Below are 18,770 nucleotides of genomic sequence, written 5' to 3'. Positions count from 1 at the left end.
CGCTCGACGCCGAGCAGCTCTTGCCAGATCCCGGCCAGGGCCGTCTCGACCGCGCCGCGCGGCAGCCTCGTAGGTCCGCCGCGCATAGGCATCGTTGTCGGGAACCGGCAGCGCCTTGCGGTCGAGCTTGCCGTTCGGTGTCAGCGGCAGTGCGTCCAACCGCACGAAGGCGGCCGGTACCATGTAGTCCGGCAGCCGCGCACCCAGATGCGCGCGCAAGGCGCCGGCAAGCCCGCCTCCATCGGCCTCGTCCGGTCCGGCCTCGGGTCCACACACGACATAGGCGACAAGCTGCTTGTCGCCGGCGCGATCCTCGTGCGCCACCACCACCGCCTCGCGCACCCAGGCGTGCTCGCAAAGCCGGGCGGCGACCTCGCCCGGCTCGATGCGGAAGCCGCGGATCTTCACCTGCTCATCGTTGCGGCCCAGGAACTCCAGATTGCCGTCCGGCAGGTAGCGGGCAAGATCGCCGGTCTTGTACATCCGGGCGCCGGCCTCGTCGCTGAACGGATCGGCCAGAAACCGCTCCGCCGTCAGCTCGGGACGGTTGAGGTAACCGCGCGCCACCCCGGCCCCGCCGATATAGAGCTCACCCACCGCTCCGAACGGCACCGGCCCACCATGGCCGTCCAGAAGATACACCCGCGTGTTGGCGACCGGGCGCCCGATCGGCACGTTTTGATGGGATACACCGGGCCTAGCGTCAACAAAAAAACTGGACGACCAGATCGTTGTTTCGGTCGGACCGTAGAGATTCCTTAGAGACCCCACCCTCTACTAAGCCGCGACGCCTGATTTGCAGGTAACGCTTCACCTCCACACAACACACTTAAGCCCGGCGTTCCTTGCCAGCCGGCATCCATCAGCAAGCGCCACGTTGCTGGAGTGGCCTGCATCAAAGAGATCTTGTGATGGTCTAGAAGATGATGCAACGTCGTAGCAGCCGTAGCATCCTTTCGGCTGGCTAGGACGACTGTGGCCCCCGTGCACGTGGGAAGATAGAGCTCCAGCCCCGCGATATCAAATGAGATGGATGTGATAGCTAGGAATACATCCTGCTCGGTGAGCCTCAATATATCCGAAAAAGCATATAGGAAATTCAACAGGCTTTGATGCTCGACCATGACGCCCTTTGGGGTTCCGGTGGAGCCCGAGGTGTAGATGATGTAGGCGAGATGGCTGGAGGTCAGGCCGAGGGCGCGCGGGTCGGGGTCGCAGGCGGGCAGTTCGGCCCAGGCCGAGGTGGCCATATCCAGATCGACCACGCTCAGATCGGCGAGCGCCTCGGCGCCGAGCGCGGCGCGGCCGGCGGCATCGCAAAGCAGCAGCCGCGGCGCGGCATCGTCGAGCACCTGCCGCAGCCGCTGAGAAGGATAGGCCGGGTCCAGCGGCAGATAGGCACCGCCGGCCTTGAGGATCGCCAGCAGCCCCACCACCATCGCCGGGCTGCGCTCCAGGCAGATCGCCACCGGCTGGTCCGGCCTCACCCCGAGGGCGATCAGATGATGGGCCAGCCGGTTGGCCCGCGCGTTGAGTTCGCCATAGCTCAGGCGCTCGTCGTCATGGACCAGTGCCACCGCGTCGGGCGCCTGGCGCACCTGCGCCTCGAACAGCTCGTGGATGCACCGCTCCGAGGGTAAGGCGCCGCCGTCCGGTTCAACTCCTCCAGCAGATAGATGCGCTCGGCCGGCGGCAGGATGTCGAGCTCGCGCACCGGCGTGTCGGGGGCATGCTCGAGCGCCTCGGCCAGTTGCTCGAGCGCGTGCTGCATGTAGCCGCACACCCGATCCGCAGAGACCGGCTCCACCACCTGCGCGGTGAGGCCGAGCGCCTCGCCATAATCCTCCACCGACAAGGTCAGCGGATAGTTGGTGCGTTCCTCGCCGCCCAGCCATTCCATGCCGGACAGCCCATCCTCCGTCCCGGAGCCGGCCATGGCCGCCGGCGTGTTGTGGCGGTAGTTCAACAGCGCGCTGAACAGCGGCGCCGGCGCTGCAACGCCGCTGCAGCGTTGCGCCAAGGCCAGCGAGGCATGCTCGTGTGTGAGCAGCTCGGCAAGCCGCGCATGGGTGCTGCGCACGCTCGCCGCGACCCCGGTCCCGTCGAGGTCGAGCCGCACAGGCAGGGTGTTCATGAACAGGCCCATCGCGCGGTCGGCGCCCGTACCCGCCTGCATGCGGCCGAACAGCACCGTGGCGAACACCACCTGCTCGCGCCCGCTGCTCAGCGCCACCACCTGGCCCCAGGCCAGATGGCAAAGCTCGCCAGGCTCACCCCCAGTCGCCGCGCCTGGGCCCGCAGCCGCTCGTTCAGCGCCTGCGGCAGCATCCGTTGCGCCTCGCCAACCCCGCTGCCGTCGCCATGCACCTCGATCAGCCCGAACGGCAGCGTCGGCTCGTCGATGTCGGCCAGCATCGAGCGGAAGAACGCTTCATGCTCTTCGGACGAAACGCCGAGACGGGCCTGCGCCACCAGATTGCGGAACGGCTGCGGTGCTGCCAGCTCATGACGCCGTCCCTCGAGCACGGTCCGCACTTCGGCATGCATCACTTCCAGCGTCGTGTGATCGCCGATCAGATGATGCTGCAGCTCCAGCAGCAGCCAGCGTGTGCTGCCCGGCTCGCGCGCGATCACGAACCGCAACAAGGGCGCCTGGCCAAGATCGATGCGATACTGACGCGGATCGAACCGGCGCTTCAGCTGCTCATGACCGGGACCGCCATCTTCATCCAGCTCGACCTCGCTCACATCCAGGGCCGCCTTGCGCCAGACCACCTGGGCCGGGCTCGACAGCCCCTCCCAGACAAAGGCCGTGCGCAGAATGTCGTGCCGGTCCACCACCTGTTGGACCGCAGCAAGGTAGCGATCGAGCACACCGCGATCGGCAAAGGCCATCTCACTGACGAGCAGATACGGATCGCCCTGGCTGGCCAGCAGATGATGGAACAGAATGCCGTCCTGCAGCGGCGACAGGCCATAGATATCCTGGATGTTGGCGACCCCGCCCGGCACCGTGGCGACGATCCGGTCGATCTCCTGTTGGGTCAGATCGATCAGCGGCAGCATCTGCGGCGTGATCGCCGCGGTCTGTTCGCCGATCAGGTTGGCAGGCACCGCCACCTCGTGATGGCTGCCAAGGCTTGCGGCCAGATCGCAAAGCACCGGCCTGGCGAACAGGGTGCGCACCTCCACCCGAGCGACAGCCGCCGCAGCCGCTCCATCAGCTGCACCGCCAGCAGCGAGTGGCCGCCGAGTTCGAAGAAGTGGTCGTGGCGGCCGACCCGCTCGACCCCGAGCAGCTCTTCCCAGATCCCGGCCAGGGCCGTCTCGACCGCGCCCTGCGGCGCCTCATAGGCCCGCCGCGCATAGGCATCATCGGCCGGCGAAGGCAGCGCCTTGCGGTCGAGCTTGCCGTTCGGCGTCAGCGGCAGCGCGTCCAACCGCACGAAGGCCGATGGCACCATATAGTCCGGCAGCCGCGCACCCAGATGCGCGCGCAAGGCGCCGGCAAGCCCGCCTCCATCGTCCTCGTCCGGTCCGGCCTCGGGTCCACACACGACATAGGCGACGAGCCGCTTGTCGCCGGCGCGATCCTCGTGCGCCACCACCACCGCCTCGCGCAGCCGGGCGTGCTCGCAAAGCCGCGCGGCGATCTCGCCCGGCTCGATGCGGAAGCCGCGGATCTTCACCTGCTCGTCGTTGCGGCCCAGGAACTCCAGATTGCCGTCCGGCAGGTAGCGGGCAAGATCGCCGGTCTTGTACATCCGGGCGCCCGGCTCGCCGCCGAACGGATCGGCCAGAAACCGCTCCGCCGTCAGCTCGGGACGGTTGAGGTAGCCGCGCGCCACCCCTGCCCCGCCGATATGGAGCTCACCCACCGCTCCGAACGGCACCGGCTGGCCATGAGCGTCCAGAAGATACACCCGCGTGTTGGCGATCGGACGCCCGATCGGGACAACCGACCCGTCAAAACCAGCCGGGCAATTCCAAACGGTCGCGCAGACTGTTGCTTCGGTAGGTCCATATGCATTGACAACAGAGGCCGAGGCCAGACTGCGGATGAGTCCAGCTTTCGGCAGTTCTCCAGCAAGAATGAGAACTTGTGATGCCAAACATTCCCGATTCCTGTTTCCCTGAAGAATACTGGAGGCAACGTCGCATGGGTGATGGCTTCACTACGCAGGTAATCCGATAGCCTGTTACTGGCTTGACGGAGCTCGTCGGCAGGCAAATGCAAGGCGGCGCCCGAGCCAAACGCCATGACAAGCTCCCAAGCACTTGCATCAAACCCGAAGGAGGCGAACTGCACGACACGGCTATTTGAACCAACGGCAAAAAGTCCGATCTGGGCCACCGCGAGATTGACCAGGCTTCGATGCTCGACCATGACGCCCTTTGGGGTTCCGGTGGAGCCCGAGGTGTAGATGATGTAGGCGAGATGGCTGGAGGTCAGGCCGAGGGCGCGCGGGTCGGGGTCGCAGGCGGGCAGTTCGGCCCAGGCCGAGGTGGCCATATCCAGATCGACCACGCTCAGATCGGCGAGCGCCTCGGCGCCGAGCGCGGCGCGGCCGGCGGCATCGCAAAGCAGCAGCCGCGGCGCGGCATCGTCGAGCACCTGCCGCAGCCGCTGAGAAGGATAGGCCGGGTCCAGCGGCAGATAGGCACCGCCGGCCTTGAGGATCGCCAGCAGCCCCACCACCATCGCCGGGCTGCGCTCCAGGCAGATCGCCACCGGCTGGTCCGGCCTCACCCCGAGGGCGATCAGATGATGGGCCAGCCGGTTGGCCCGCGCGTTGAGTTCGCCATAGCTCAGGCGCTCGTCGTCATGGACCAGCGCCACCGCGTCGGGTGCGCGCCGCACCTGCGCCTCGAACAGCTCGTGGATGCACCGCTCCGAGGGTAAGGCGCCGCCGTCCGGTTGAGGTCGTCGAGCAGATAGCCCCGCTCCTCGGCCGACAGCAGCTCGATCCGGCCGACCGGCTGCCCGGCATCGGCAACCATCGCCCGCAGCAATGCCAGCAGATAGCCGCGCTGCCGCTCGATCGTCGCTTCGTCGAACACCGCCGTGGCATAGTGCAGCGATCCGACGATCTCCTCGCCATCTTCGCCAAGGTCGAGCTCCAGATCGAACTTGACCTGATCGAACCCCTCGCCGGCAGCCTCCACCCGCAGCCCCGGCAGGTCCAATGACCCGACGGTCTCGTTCTGCCAGGCCAACATCACCTGGAACAACGGCGTGTGATCGAGGGCCCGCGGCGGCTTGACGATCTCGACCACCTGCTCGAACGGCAGGTCCTGATGCTCCTGCGCGGCCAGCGCCGTGCGCCGTGTCCGCTCCAGAAGCTCCGACACGCTCGGCGTGCCCGCCAGGTCCAGCCGCAGCGCCAGGGTGTTGACGAAGAAGCCGATCAGCTCCTCGACCTCGCGCCGGCTGCGGTTGGCGCTCGGCACGCCGATGACAAGGTCGTCCTGCCCTGACAGGCGCGACAGCACCGCCGCCCAGGCCGCCAGCACCGTCATGAAAAGCGTCGTGCCATGCTTGCGGCTCAGCCGCTTCAGACCGCCCGTCAGAGCCGCATCGATGACGACCGGCACGCTCGCCCCGGCAAACGACTGCTGGAGCGGCCGCGGCCGATCGGTCGGCAGCGCAAGACGGGCCGGGGCGCCGGACAGGGTCTCGCGCCAATACTGCGCCTGGCTCTGCAGCCGTTCCCCGACAGCCATTGCCGTTGCCAGGCGGCATAATCCGGATACTGGATCGCCAGCGGTGGCAGCGGGTCGTCCTGCCCGGCCACAAACGCCCGGTAAAGGCTGCTGAGCTCACGCATCAGCACCCCCATCGACCAGCCGTCGGAGACGATGTGATGCTGGGTCAGCAGGAAGACATGCTCGTCATCCGACAGTCGGATCAGCCGGCCGCGGATCAGCGGGCCGCGCGAGAGATCGAATGGTGCATTGGCCTCTTCACGGCACAGATCCAGGAGCGTTGCCTCGGCGTCCGGCCTGTCCCGAAGATCGTGCTCTGTCACCGGCAGCCCGGCATCGGCCGGCAGCACCTCGACCCGGGGCTGGCCCTCCGGTGCGACAAAGACACTGCGCAGCGCCTCGTGACGGGCAAACAGACGGTCAAGGCTGCGCTGCCAGGCGACGCGGTCGAACGCTCCCCGCAACCGCAAGGCCAGCGGCATGTGATAGTTGGTGCTGCCCTCGTCGAGCTGTGCCAAGAACCACAGCCGCTGCTGCGCAAACGACAGCACCAGCGGCTCGCCGCGCGACACGGCGACAATCGCCGGCAGGTCTTTGGGACCGGCGCGGCGCAACTGTTCGGTGATGCTTTCCGCCAGGTCGGCAAGCACCGGCCTGGCGAACAGCGTCGCCAGCGGCAGCTCGACGCCGACGGCCTGCGACAGCCGGCTCGAGAGCTGCACCGCCAGCAGCGAGTGGCCGCCGAGTTCGAAGAAGTGGTCGTGGCGGCCGACCCGCTCGACGCCGAGCAGCTCTTGCCAGATCCCGGCCAGGGCCGTCTCGACCGCGCCGCGCGGCGCCTCGTAGGTCCGCCGCGCATAGGCATCGTTGTCGGGAACCGGCAGCGCCTTGCGGTCGAGCTTGCCGTTCGGTGTCAGCGGCAGTGCGTCCAACCGCACGAAGGCGGCCGGTACCATGTAGTCCGGCAGCCGCGCACCCAGATGCGCGCGCAAGGCGCCGGCAAGCCCGCCTCCATCGGCCTCGTCCGGTCCGGCCTCGGGTCCACACACGACATAGGCGACGAGCTGCTTGTCGCCGGCGCGATCCTCGTGCGCCACCACCACCGCCTCGCGCACCCAGGCGTGCTCGCAAAGCCGCGCGGCGATCTCGCCCGGCTCGATGCGGAAGCCGCGGATCTTCACCTGCTCGTCGTTGCGGCCCAGGAACTCCAGATTGCCGTCCGGCAGGTAGCGGGCAAGATCGCCGGTCTTGTACATGCGGGCATCCGGCTCGCCGCCGAACGGATCGGCCACAAACCGCTCCGCCGTCAGCTCCGGACGGTTGAGGTAGCCGCGCGCCACCCCGGCCCCGCCGATGTAAAGCTCACCGACCGCTCCGAATGGCACCGGCCCACCATGGCCGTCCAGAAGATACACCCGCGTGTTCGCGATCGGACGGCCGATATGTGGCACAGCGTCACTGAAGAGCTGTCCCGAGGTTGCCACGACAGTAGCTTCAGTAGGGCCATAGTTGTTTATTAAGTTGATTGGCGACGGTCCCAGGGAAGGCACACGCTGGAGACGATCACCACCGATAAGCAAGTACTCCAAGGTGGGATTTATCAGCTCGCCTTCTAACGCGGTTACAGCCAGCGGCGTGACTAAAAAGGCCGCGTCCAGTGATTGATCGCGCCACCATTGCAGCAGACCAAGGGAATCCTCTGCTGACGCTCTGGGCGGGAGCAGCAATGTGCTACGATTGTATAATGCAGACCATAACTCCCAAGCGCTGGCATCGAATGCCACTCCAGCCGTGAGTGTGCAGCAGGTTTCTGGTTGCGGACAAAATGTTTGCACATGCCATGCTGTGAGATTGACCAGGCTTTGATGCTCGACCATGACGCCCTTTGGGGTTCCGGTGGAGCCCGAGGTGTAGATGATGTAGGCGAGATGGCTGGAGGTCAGGCCGAGGGCGCGCGGGTCGGGGTCGCAGGCGGGCAGTTCGGCCCAGGCCGAGGTGGCCATATCCAGATCGACCACGCTCAGATCGGCGAGCGCCTCGGCGCCGAGCGCGGCGCGGCCGGCGGCATCGCAAAGCAGCAGCCGCGGCGCGGCATCGTCGAGCACCTGCCGCAGCCGCTGAGAAGGATAGGCCGGGTCCAGCGGCAGATAGGCACCGCCGGCCTTGAGGATCGCCAGCAGCCCCACCACCATCGCCGGGCTGCGCTCCAGGCAGATCGCCACCGGCTGGTCCGGCCTCACCCCGAGGGCGATCAGATGATGGGCCAGCCGGTTGGCCCGCGCGTTGAGTTCGCCATAGCTCAGGCGCTCGTCGTCATGGACCAGTGCCACCGCGTCGGGCGCCTGGCGCACCTGCGCCTCGAACAGCTCGTGGATGCACCGCTCCGAGGGTAAGGCGCCGCCGTCCGGTTCAACTCCTCCAGCAGATAGATGCGCTCGGCCGGCGGCAGGATGTCGAGCTCGCGCACCGGCGTGTCGGGGGCATGCTCGAGCGCCTCGGCCAGTTGCTCGAGCGCGTGCTGCATGTAGCCGCACACCCGATCCGCAGAGACCGGCTCCACCACCTGCGCGGTGAGGCCGAGCGCCTCGCCATAATCCTCCACCGACAAGGTCAGCGGATAGTTGGTGCGTTCCTCGCCGCCCAGCCATTCCATGCCGGACAGCCCATCCTCCGTCCCGGAGCCGGCCATGGCCGCCGGCGTGTTGTGGCGGTAGTTCAACAGCGCGCTGAACAGCGGCGCCGGCGCTGCAACGCCGCTGCAGCGTTGCGCCAAGGCCAGCGAGGCATGCTCGTGTGTGAGCAGCTCGGCAAGCCGCGCATGGGTGCTGCGCACGCTCGCCGCGACCCCGGTCCCGTCGAGGTCGAGCCGCACAGGCAGGGTGTTCATGAACAGGCCCATCGCGCGGTCGGCGCCCGTACCCGCCTGCATGCGGCCGAACAGCACCGTGGCGAACACCACCTGCTCGCGCCCGCTGCTCAGCGCCACCACCTGGCCCCAGGCCAGATGGCAAAACTCGCCAGGCTCACCCCAGTCGCCGCGCCTGGGCCCGCAGCCGCTCGTTCAGCGCCTGCGGCGCATCCGTTGCGCCTCGCCAACCCCGCTGCCGTCGCCATGCACCTCGATCAGCCCGAACGGCAGCGTCGGCTCGTCGATGTCGGCCAGCATCGAGCGGAAGAACGCTTCATGCTCTTCGGACGAAACGCCGAGACGGGCCTGCGCCACCAGATTGCGGAACGGCTGCGGTGCTGCCAGCTCATGACGCCGTCCTCGAGCACGGTCCGCACTTCGGCATGCATCACTTCCAGCGTCGTGTGATCGCCGATCAGATGATGCTGCAGCTCCAGCAGCAGCCAGCGTGTGCTGCCCGGCTCGCGCGCGATCACGAACCGCAACAAGGGCGCCTGGCCAAGATCGATGCGATACTGACGCGGATCGAACCGACGCTTCAGCTGCTCATGACCGGGACCGCCATCTTCATCCAGCTCGACCTCGCTCACATCCAGGGCCGCCTTGCGCCAGACCACCTGGGCCGGGCTCGACAGCCCCTCCCAGGCAAAGGCCGTGCGCAGAATGTCGTGCCGGTCCACCACCTGTTGGACCGCAGTAAGGTAGCGATCCAGCACACCGCGATCGGCAAAGGCCATCTCACTGACGAGCAGATACGGATCGCCCTGGCTGGCCAGCAGATGATGGAACAGAATGCCGTCCTGCAGCGGCGACAGGCCATAGATATCCTGGATGTTGGCGACCCCGCCCGGCACCGTGGCGACGATCCGGTCGATCTCCTGTTGGGTCAGATCGATCAGCGGCAGCATCTGCGGCGTGATCGCCGCGGTCTGTTCGCCGATCAGGTTGGCAGGCACCGCCACCTCGTGATGGCTGCCAAGGCTTGCGGCCAGATCGCAAAGCACCGGCCTGGCGAACAGGGTGCGCACCTCCACCCCGAGCGACAGCCGCCGCAGCCGCTCCATCAGCTGCACCGCCAGCAGCGAGTGGCCGCCGAGTTCGAAGAAGTGGTCGTGGCGGCCGACCCGCTCGACGCCGAGCAGCTCTTGCCAGATCCCGGCCAGGGCCGTCTCGACCGCGCCCTGCGGCGCCTCATAGGCCCGCCGCGCATAGGCATCATCGGCCGGCGAAGGCAGCGCCTTGCGGTCGAGCTTGCCGTTCGGCGTCAGCGGCAGCGCGTCCAACCGCACGAAGGCCGATGGCACCATATAGTCCGGCAGCCGCGCACCCAGATGCGCGCGCAAGGCGCCGGCAAGCCCGCCTCCATCGTCCTCGTCCGGTCCGGCCTCGGGTCCACACACGACATAGGCGACGAGCCGCTTGTCGCCGGCGCGATCCTCGTGCGCCACCACCACCGCCTTGCGCACCCAGGCGTGCTCGCAAAGCCGGGCGGCGATCTCGCCCGGCTCGATGCGGAAGCCGCGGATCTTCACCTGCTCGTCGTTGCGGCCCAGGAACTCCAGATTGCCGTCCGGCAGATAGCGCGCCAGGTCGCCGGTCTTGTACATCCGGGCATCCGGCTCGTCGCTGAACGGATCGGCCAGGAACCGCTCCGCCGTCAGCTCGGGACGGTTGAGGTAGCCGCGCGCCACCCCTGCCCCGCCGATATGGAGCTCACCCACCGCTCCGAACGGCACCGGCTGGCCATGAGCGTCCAGAAGATACACCCGCGTGTTGGCGATCGGACGCCCGATCGGGACAACTGGCGTGTTAAATCCAGCGGTATACACCCAGGCTGTTGCGTCAATCGTTGCCTCGGTAGGTCCATAGACATTGACAAGTGCCCGCGGTGCGAATTGCAGCCATTTAGCGGCTTGCTCATTCCTCAGGAGCTCTCCGCCACAGAATACGTATCGTAAACTATCGACTTCATTTTGCTCAACGTCAGTGACCATGAGCAATGCGGAAAGAAGCGACGGAACCAATTGCAGGACCGTCACTTGATACTTATTTACTAGATCGAAAATCGTTCGAGTATCAAATTGCCGCTCGAGAGGAAGAAGAGCTACGTGGGCCCCAATCGACAAGGCTGTCCATAGCTCCCAAACGGCGGCATCAAAGGAGGGGATGTTCGCTGCAAGAAAATGTCATGGGCAGCAAACTGGAATCGATCCGCCTGCCATGTTGTGTGATTGATCAAGCTCCGGTGCTCGACCATGACGCCCTTTGGGGTTCCGGTTGAGCCCGAGGTGTAGATGACATAGGCGAGATGGCTGGAGGTCAGGCCGAGGGCGCGCGGGTCGGGGTCGCAGGCGGGCAGTTCGGCCCAGGCCGAGGTGGCCATATCCAGATCGACCACGCTCAGATCGGCGAGCGCCTCGGCGCCGAGCGCGGCGCGGCCGGCGGCATCGCAAAGCAGCAGCCGCGGCGCGGCATCGTCGAGCACCTGCCGCAGCCGCTGAGAAGGATAGGCCGGGTCCAGCGGCAGATAGGCACCGCCGGCCTTGAGGATCGCCAGCAGCCCCACCACCATCGCCGGGCTGCGCTCCAGGCAGATCGCCACCGGCTGGTCCGGCCTCACCCCGAGGGCGATCAGATGATGGGCCAGCCGGTTGGCCCGCGCGTTGAGTTCGCCATAGCTCAGGCGCTCGTCGTCATGGACCAGCGCCACCGCGTCGGGTGCGCGCCGCACCTGCGCCTCGAACAGCTCGTGGATGCACCGCCCGAGGGGCAAGGCGCCGCCGTCCGGTTGAGGTCGTCGAGCAGATAGCCGCGCTCCTCGGCCGACAGCAGCTCGATCCGGCCGACCGGCTGCCCGGCATCGGCTATCGCACCACGCAACAGATTTTGCAGATGCCGCGTCATGCGGTCGATCTGCTTTGGTGCCAATCGGCTGGCATCAAAGTGCCATCGAAAGCTCCCATCCAGAGCGCAAACCTGAAAAGTCAGCAAATCGCCGCAGAGGGTTGTCCTATCACTTTGGCTCAACGTAAGATCGCCACCGGCAGAACAGCTGTCTTTCGTGATTGTGATGCCAATCGGCCAGGGCTGGTGCGACCATAGCGCCTCCACGCCTCGCAACGACGGGCAGCGTGCGGTAAGATCTCGGGCGAAACTAGCGTGCTCCCTCAGCTGAGCGCATTCGACCGCCACCGTTTTGCGCACTTCTTTAAAACCATGTGCAAGATCAATGGTAACTTCCATCGGCACGACAGAGGCGATCAACACCTCCACCGCTTTAAAGCCAATCTTCGATCTATCCGATGCAGGCGTCCATCCCAGTTGAAGCTCTGTTTCTCCCGTGATGCGGGCGAGATAGATCAGCCAAGCCGTTACCAAGTATTCCATGCGATCATGTGGCGACAGTTTAGCCAAAGCACTTGGAATGACCCGCGAACTCGACTGCCATCTGGGCGGCGCTTCAGCCACGGGCGAAGACGGGAAAGGAAGCTGCAATGTTGTAAGCTGCTCTAGCCGTTGTCGCCAAAAATTCTCTGAAGGCGCCAGCAATTCATGGGTGGCAGTTATGCTCCGCGCCTGTTCCTCGCTCAAGATCGGAAGGCGATCACCTTTATCCAGATTGGAGTGCCTGGCGAGGGCTCGCGCGTCCAGCACCTGCCCATAGCGGCCGCCAAAGCAAACATCGACATCCTCTGTACCCGTCGCCACCCGCCAATGGCTGGAGTGGACTTCAAGCAGGCAACCTGCCGGAACGCCCGAGCGTTGAGGCAGCACCTCCAGGCGCCTGATTGCGACAGCCTCATCACCTAGGAGCGCCTTGGGCAGACACAATGGATTGGGATGATACGAGCCAAAGTCTAGGGCACGCGTCGTCGTTGACAGATCTTGCGCGGATCGATCCCATCGCAGATAGCCTGCCGCATCTGGGCGTCGACGTTTCGGAAAATAACTTCTGTTCACCAGCGCCTGCGGATAGTCCGTAAGCTTCCCGCTCTCGAGGCCAGTTAAGAGCTCGCGGAAACTCTCGATCGCGGCTTCATAACATTTGAGGTTCAGGCTCATTGCCGTGTCGGTGGGCGCCACCAGCACTTGGCGCTGAACCACGACGTCACCCGTATTAACACCATCATCGATCCGATGCCACGTTATGGCATATTCGGTCTCTTGCGCCAGCAGCGCCCAAGACGTTGCGTGCGTTCCCGCATATCGTGGCAATGGACCGTCGTGGTAGTTAAATGCACCTCGGCGCGCTCGCCTAAACACGTCCGGTGGCAATATGAACGGATTGGCAACGGAGAAAATCCAATCCACTGGCTCCGCCTTCAAAAAAGAGCAGAGCTCTTCAAGACTTTCCATGCTCGGGATATTGGCGCGAGCCGCCCAATCCGCGAATATGGCGTCACTACACAGGGCCGCATCAATGACGTGGCCCGTCGCCATTGCCAGCTGAGCGCAGCGGATTGCGAGCGTACCACTGCCCACAATGATGCCGGAGGAGATTGAACGCCCTGCAGGATTCCTATCCTGATCGCCTGGTTCGCAGCCACGGCCGCGCACCGGAGAAGACCGATATGCCATCTTTATCCCTCCCGCAGTCCACCCACCAAGCTGGGCAATTCCCGCCCAAGCCGCCGCGCCACGTAGCGGCCCAAACCGGTCACACTGGTTCGGATCTGTTCGGGAGTAACCGCGCTGAACGCTAATCGAATCCTGTAGTCTTGAGAGTCATCCAACGCGAAGAAGCTCATGGGCATAACGATGACATTGTCATCTCTTGCACACTCGTTCATGCTCTCCGCGCTAAATCTGAAAGGAAGATCGAGGGTCAGGAAGAAGCCGCCGGAGGGGCGATTCCATCGAATCTGATCCGAGAACGGCGAAAACACACAATCCAGCTGACTCAACATAAGGTCGCGGTTGGCACGATACCAATCCAGCGCCGGCCGTATCCAGCCACGCAAGCTTACCCCCTGTTCGATCAACAGCCCTGCCACGATCGCTTGTGTAATTTGGCTCGTATTGAGGGTAACGAAACTCTTGCGCTGAACCAGATCTTCCCAAAGTACTCGGCAAGCTCCCGCGTCTCCAAATATCGTCTCGGGCAGTATCGCAGCTCCCACGCGGAGAGATGGGGTTAGCGTCTTGGAGAATGTAGACAGGTAGATGACACTTCCTACCTCATCCAAAGCGGCCATCGGAGGGATCGCATCACCTTCATACCGAAATAGCCGATATGGGTTATCCTCCAGAATGATGACCCGATGTCTGGCGCACACTTGAAGTACATCGCATCGTGCGGCCGAATCGAGAACGCGCCCGGTCGGATTATCAAAATCGGGGATAAGATATACCGCCCGAGCCCTCCGACCATTTCGGCGCAATTGCAGGACTGCGCGCTCGATTGCCTCTGCAACGCAAGGCCCTGAGTTGGGTAAGGCTGCAACGGCGACCCTTTCGGCCTTAGCTGCACCGGTTACGCCAACGTAGGTGGGGTTGCAGACCAGGAGCACGTCCGAAGGTTCGGGACACAGCGCCGGCAGGCAGACAGCAAGCGCCTCCTGGCAGCCTGACGTGATTAGTACGCGATCAGTCCTCGCGGCAACCCCCTCATCGGATCGAACCTGTTGTGCAACGAGCTCGCTGATGAGGCCGGCAGTTCGTCCATACTGCAACAACTGAGAGTGTACTTGCCCACCTCCGTGATCGCCGGCTGAATACCGCTCATACACCACTAGCGCATTCAACAGCGCCTGGGGGTCAAGCCTATCGAAGAAACGATCACTTGGTCTGCCCGAGGCCAGGGAAATCGCCGACGGAAACGAACCCGAGACCTCGTTTAAGAAGTTCATTACTGAGGTTGGCGGCATATAATCCATCGTGGACCCCACGCAGAACTACCGGCAAGGTGAGGATCACACCAGTGTGGGTTCGACAGCAGCATTCCGTTGAAACCAGCGGCACGGGCTAGACCGGTTTCAGAAAATAGCCGTCTGATTGGCGAGTGTGATCGTCGAACATTGCTCTTACTCCGATTGTGGAGGGCTTGGCATTTTTCGTGCCAAGCGAGAAAAACGCGTCTAAACAAGACGGTCGCTATAAAACTGCCATGACGAGTGTCTGACATCGAACATCGGGCGATCCGAATTTGGCCCGGTATACTGGACTCGCCTGCTCGTCTTCCGTAGTTCGCGGTTGCAGGACTCCTTCCGCGGCCGGTGACTGAGCGACAGTGTCTCCTGCCTTTCCGCCATCAATAGGTAACGCACCTTCAACACCATGGCGGTGTCTGATGCTTGGAGCTCTCGACCGGAATAAACCGCCAGGCGGCGCTTCGCACATGGCCTCGGCATCCGCCCAGATTTTTGCGCACACGGGCAGCAAAGGGGCGATCGCATCATCTGACGGTTGCTGGTGATCGGTGCCACAGCCGTCATGCCGCTAGCCCGATGCACATTTCGCTTGCGGCCTCTCCTTCGGCGGACTTCGGCCCGCCATCAGCGGACCTCGCATGACTAGTGGCATCGATGCTGTGGATTGCAGGTCGGACACATGACTGAATCTGATCGACCGTGACCGCAATACAGTCGTGCATTCCACGGCCGCCTACACATTGGGGGACTGGGACCGTCCATGTTCGCTCAGTATTTCCCGGACTGCTCCAACTGCTCAAAAAGTTCTTGGACGTTGTTGTCGAGAAATCCTTCCTCGCCGTTCCGATGTACAAGTTCGATGCTCAAGCCGGTGTTAGGGCATCGCGAAGAGAACGCCTGTGTTAGGCCCGGTCCGCTTATTACGGCTGTATCAAACGACAGCCCTCGCTTCTTGAGGGCCTCGATCATCGCCGACACATCGTCCACAGCCAGCGCGACATGGGCCAGACCTACCCCAAAATTCTCGACAAGTTGAGACACCTGCGATTCTGGTTCTGTGCCTTGACAAAGTACAAAGCACATCCCGTCGCGAACCATGTCGGCGCACACCATACCAGTCTTTTTACCCTTTATGTGGAATCGGCGCCTGAGGTTAAAACCAAGGACACCTTGAAACAAATGAATAGCGTCTTCCAGTCTATGAACGGCCAAGGCGATGTGGTCGATCCCACGAAATCGCAGGTTAGTGTGGTCATCCACCTGTGTGGTGTCTTGCGACGCGCCGTCAAATGACGCGTTTACGGGATGACTCATTTCCAGCTCCTTTTCTTTAGATAACGCATTTGGACTCTCGACTCGGCATGTATGCTGTATGCTGTATGTTGGGCGAGAGTAATGATATATGTGTCATCTCTTTCGCCCACCGGCGGGTACCAGCCTGGTTCCAAGCAGGCTTAACTATGATATGGCGGTCACCATCGTCACGAATCTTGCATTCGGGGGTAGCCGAGCGCCTTCCGCGGCTCATGCGGTACCGTTGGATCCTAGAACCGGGCGAAGCGATCATGTTCCCTATGGGGTCGGTGAGCTTTGATCTAGATCAAGGCGACGCGCATCGAGCCTCATTAAAACCCCAGCCGCGGGCTCGCGACGGCAACTTACAATAGCAGAGATTCCCGCTCGAAGAGCTTAGGTGGAGATTATCACGCTTGACCAACCGAGCATCATCGCCGGCATCCGTTTGGTAGAACACGCGGACGCGGACACCTTGTTTTCATCCGAACTTGCCGCCCTCGGACGCGCTGTTCCCAAAGTTCGGCGCCAAAGTGGCGCTGCAAGAATAGTTGCCCGAACCCTGCTCGGCAAACTTGGCTTTCCACCAATTCCGATCTTGAAGACGCGATCCGGTGCCCGACTTGGCCGGCTGGGATCGTTGGCTCTTTGGCCCATCACGACACAGTCGCAGCGGCCGCTGTGGCACAAACGAAGGCAATTGCAGCTCTGGGTATCGACATTGAGCCCAACGAATCTCTGCCAGAGAACTGGTGGAGTTGATTGCAACTCCTAGGGAGCAGCACATGTAAGGTGCTCAGCTGACGCTGCGCCCCTGCGGGTGCAGGCCCCTGTCAGGCCTGCCGCGTAACTCCGCAATAACGCAGATCACAGGAGCTCTTACCATGAACCAAGCCATCAGCTTCTTCCAAGCCAGCGGCCGCGACCGATGTTCGGGCGCCGCAGGATCGGGACATCTGAATGGTCGATCGCCAGGACTTTTGGTGAAACTGCCGTTCGTCTTCGAGGCAGACCTGACGGTCAGGACGGAATGGAATCGGGACCAGGGCCGCTAACGCGGCCTTGGCTCAATCCTGCGGCCGTCGGCCGCCAGTCGGTGAGTTCTTCGCCAGACTAATCGATGCGGAGATCGGCGACATTGCGCGGTTCCGCACCTCGAAGAAGCTTGCCGCCTATGCCGGACTGGTGCCGTCGACCTATTCCTCCGGCGGCAAGACCTTCCATGGCAAGATCATCAAGCAGGGCAACAAGTGGCTGCGCTGGGCTTTCGTGAAAGCTGTCGCCCCTGCCATCGCCAGTGATGCGCAGCTTCGCGCCCAATACGAACACCTAAAGATTAGAGGTACTAACAAGGCGCGTGTTGCCATCGCGCGCGACGCGAAGCCAGACGGAGTCCTGGTCGTCGTCGATCCGGATCTCCGCAACCCTTTGGACAAGTCCGCTGGTCGCTCCCTTGTGCCAAAGACATTGCCGGCTTCGCCTCCAATAATGCGTCTCGCCGGTTTCGATGGTGCGCAGCAACGCGCCTGCGCGTGTCATGCGTGCCTATGAGGAATTTTTCGAGGGCTACATGACCGACCCCGCTGAACTGTTGGCGAGGACCTTCGAGGAGACCGCTGACTATGATGACATGATCGTGCTTCGCAACATGCGGCTGGAATCCCATTGCGAGCACCATATCGCGCCGATAATCGGTAAGGTGCATGTCGCCTATCTGCCCAACCGTCCGGTGGTGGGTATCAGCAAGCTTGCGCGCGTGGTCGAGGGTTTGCAAAGCACCTGCAGATTCAGGAAACGCTGACCTCGCTAATCGCGGATACTATCGAGCGGGTTCTTGAGCCGCGCGGCGTCGCGGTCGTGATCGAGGCGGGCCACATGTGCATGACGACGCGCGGCGTTCATAAGCCCGGCGGCAGCCATGAAGTGCCGGCGAGAATCAACTCAAAAAGCCGCTGCTGCTCGTCCGCGCGGTTCGAAAGCAGGCGCATGGGGCGATCGACATCGGGGCTGCCGATTGCGGTCCAGATTGTCGCCGGAAAGTATCGTGACGCGATCATTCTCGACGCGGCAATGCGCCTTGAGGCGCGAACTCCACAATAGACCAAAGGGAACAACTCTATGCGAAAACATCTGCTTTCTTTTGCTATGAGTGCCGCAACCCTCGTAACCTACTCGTCTGTGTTTGCTGCGGACAATTAATTGCGCTTTGGACTGGATGGCGGCTTACCCCCATTTGCATCGCCCAATCCGGATGGCCAGCTGGTCGGTTGCGACATCGACTTGGGAGGGGCATTGTGCGCAGAGCTGAAACGCAAGTGCGTCTCGGTACGCCGCCATGTGCCGGGCAGCGTGAACCGAAGTCGGGATCATTGCGCCACGCCCTTCTTGTCTCTTTGCGATCCCTTGAAGAACTGAACTTCCTCTTCGAATCTCCTCGAGAGTTTTTCCTTTCGTCGGATAACCACAGTGGCACCTCGCTTCGACATCACGTTTCGGCTTTGATCTGCCGCACAATTTCTGTGTGATAGGAGTTCAGGGCGCCACCGCATCGATCAGGGCGCGTCAGGGCACGCCTGTCCCAAGCTCGATATATTCATATCCAGAGAACCGTCTGGCTTTCTGAAAACCTCATAGACGATTCGATCGACGACGGAATTGTCCAGGCCGAAAACAAGCACCTTTGGCTTAAGTGCAATAACGTCCTCCACCTCGCCGTAGACGCTGGATGCGATGATGATCTCATCACCCTCCTGGCAGGTGCGGGCGGCGGCGCCATTGAGTATGCAGCACCGCGAACCCGCTTCGCCGTAGAGCACATAGGTGCTGATGCGCGCGCCCGACATCTTGTTCCAGATCTCGACATATTCGAGCGGTTTGATCCCGACCTGACAGCAGAAGTCAGCATCGATCGTGATCGATCCGTGATAGTTCAGTTTCGAGCCCGTCACGCGAATCCCGTGCAGTTTGGCGCCGACATACTTCTCCAACTTTGT

The 18,770-nt window shown here is 63.2% G+C and carries 8 protein-coding genes and 6 pseudogenes; 4 read left to right on the top strand and 10 right to left on the bottom strand.

The genetic code is table 11. The features are described from left to right. Positions 1-186 precede the first annotated feature (186 nt). The 8 genes and pseudogenes from M728_RS26290 to M728_RS26255 all read right to left on the bottom strand — a co-directional run. Positions 187-771, bottom strand: a pseudogene (locus M728_RS26290) (AMP-binding protein); the annotation flags it as partial. After that, entirely contained in the window at positions 759-1,598 is an 840-nt protein-coding gene (locus M728_RS26285; RefSeq protein WP_370906526.1) for an AMP-binding protein, read from the bottom strand. The pseudogene M728_RS26290 and the gene M728_RS26285, both read right to left, overlap by 13 nt. Then, a complete protein-coding gene (locus tag M728_RS26280; protein ID WP_370906525.1) occupies positions 1,547-2,233 on the bottom strand; it encodes a condensation domain-containing protein in 687 nt (228 codons plus the stop codon). Before M728_RS26280 ends, M728_RS26285 begins: the two co-directional genes overlap by 52 nt. Next, positions 2,224-10,740: pseudogene (locus M728_RS26275) on the bottom strand (amino acid adenylation domain-containing protein). The gene M728_RS26280 and the pseudogene M728_RS26275 overlap by 10 nt, the downstream one beginning before the upstream one ends. Continuing rightward, on the bottom strand, positions 10,719-11,345 hold the full coding sequence (locus M728_RS26270; RefSeq protein ID WP_370906524.1) for an AMP-binding protein: 627 nt from the start codon (positions 11,343-11,345) through the stop codon (positions 10,719-10,721). The pseudogene M728_RS26275 and the gene M728_RS26270 overlap by 22 nt, the downstream one beginning before the upstream one ends. After that, a complete protein-coding gene (locus tag M728_RS26265; protein ID WP_370906523.1) occupies positions 11,294-13,192 on the bottom strand; it encodes a formyltransferase family protein in 1,899 nt (632 codons plus the stop codon). The genes M728_RS26270 and M728_RS26265 overlap by 52 nt, the downstream gene beginning before the upstream one ends. A gap of 2 nt (positions 13,193-13,194) precedes the next feature. Further along, positions 13,195-14,490 carry a PLP-dependent aminotransferase family protein gene (locus M728_RS26260; RefSeq protein WP_026622857.1) on the bottom strand — a complete coding sequence of 432 codons (1,296 nt, stop codon included), beginning with the start codon at positions 14,488-14,490 and terminating at the stop codon, positions 13,195-13,197. A 762-nt stretch (positions 14,491-15,252) separates the two neighbouring features. Continuing rightward, the gene (locus tag M728_RS26255) at positions 15,253-15,798 is read right to left on the bottom strand and encodes a VOC family protein (protein ID WP_051441054.1); all 546 of its coding nucleotides are present in this window, start codon (positions 15,796-15,798) and stop codon (positions 15,253-15,255) included. A 379-nt stretch (positions 15,799-16,177) separates the two neighbouring features. On the opposite strand from M728_RS26255, the pseudogene M728_RS26250 reads away from it, so the two are divergent. Beyond that, positions 16,178-16,539: pseudogene (locus tag M728_RS26250) on the top strand (hypothetical protein). Between the two features lie 324 nt (positions 16,540-16,863). Beyond that, positions 16,864-17,151: pseudogene (locus tag M728_RS26245) on the top strand (transposase); the annotation flags it as partial. Here M728_RS26245 and M728_RS26240 read toward each other — a convergent pair. Beyond that, positions 17,140-17,301, bottom strand: a pseudogene (locus M728_RS26240) (phosphoribosyl-AMP cyclohydrolase); the annotation flags it as partial. The pseudogenes M728_RS26245 and M728_RS26240 sit on opposite strands and share 12 nt — an antisense overlap. Here M728_RS26240 and folE point away from each other — a divergent pair. Together folE and M728_RS26230 are read left to right on the top strand one after the other, a co-directional pair. Further along, positions 17,297-17,694: pseudogene (gene folE / locus M728_RS26235) on the top strand (GTP cyclohydrolase I); the annotation flags it as partial. The pseudogenes M728_RS26240 and folE sit on opposite strands and share 5 nt — an antisense overlap. Before the next feature lie 282 nt (positions 17,695-17,976). After that, a complete protein-coding gene (locus tag M728_RS26230; protein ID WP_245269825.1) occupies positions 17,977-18,192 on the top strand; it encodes a transporter substrate-binding domain-containing protein in 216 nt (71 codons plus the stop codon). A 137-nt stretch (positions 18,193-18,329) separates the two neighbouring features. Here M728_RS26230 and M728_RS26225 read toward each other — a convergent pair whose 3' ends face one another. Further along, positions 18,330-18,764, bottom strand: coding sequence for an aspartate 1-decarboxylase (locus M728_RS26225; protein WP_026622859.1), 435 nt, complete (start codon positions 18,762-18,764; stop codon positions 18,330-18,332). Positions 18,765-18,770 lie beyond the last annotated feature (6 nt).

This window comes from Ensifer sp. WSM1721, from assembly GCF_000513895.2.
GTDB lineage: Bacteria > Pseudomonadota > Alphaproteobacteria > Rhizobiales > Rhizobiaceae > Sinorhizobium.
This window is presented reverse-complemented; position numbering and strand designations above follow the sequence as displayed.

What these genes read in the sequence shown, in the direction of transcription:
- M728_RS26255 (WP_051441054.1), bottom strand. Translation starts at nt 15,798, where the DNA reads ATGAGTCATCCCGTAAACGCGTCATTTGACGGCGCGTCGCAAGACACC.
- M728_RS26265 (WP_370906523.1), bottom strand. Translation starts at nt 13,192, where the DNA reads ATGGCATATCGGTCTTCTCCGGTGCGCGGCCGTGGCTGCGAACCAGGC.
- M728_RS26260 (WP_026622857.1), bottom strand. Translation starts at nt 14,490, where the DNA reads ATGGATTATATGCCGCCAACCTCAGTAATGAACTTCTTAAACGAGGTC.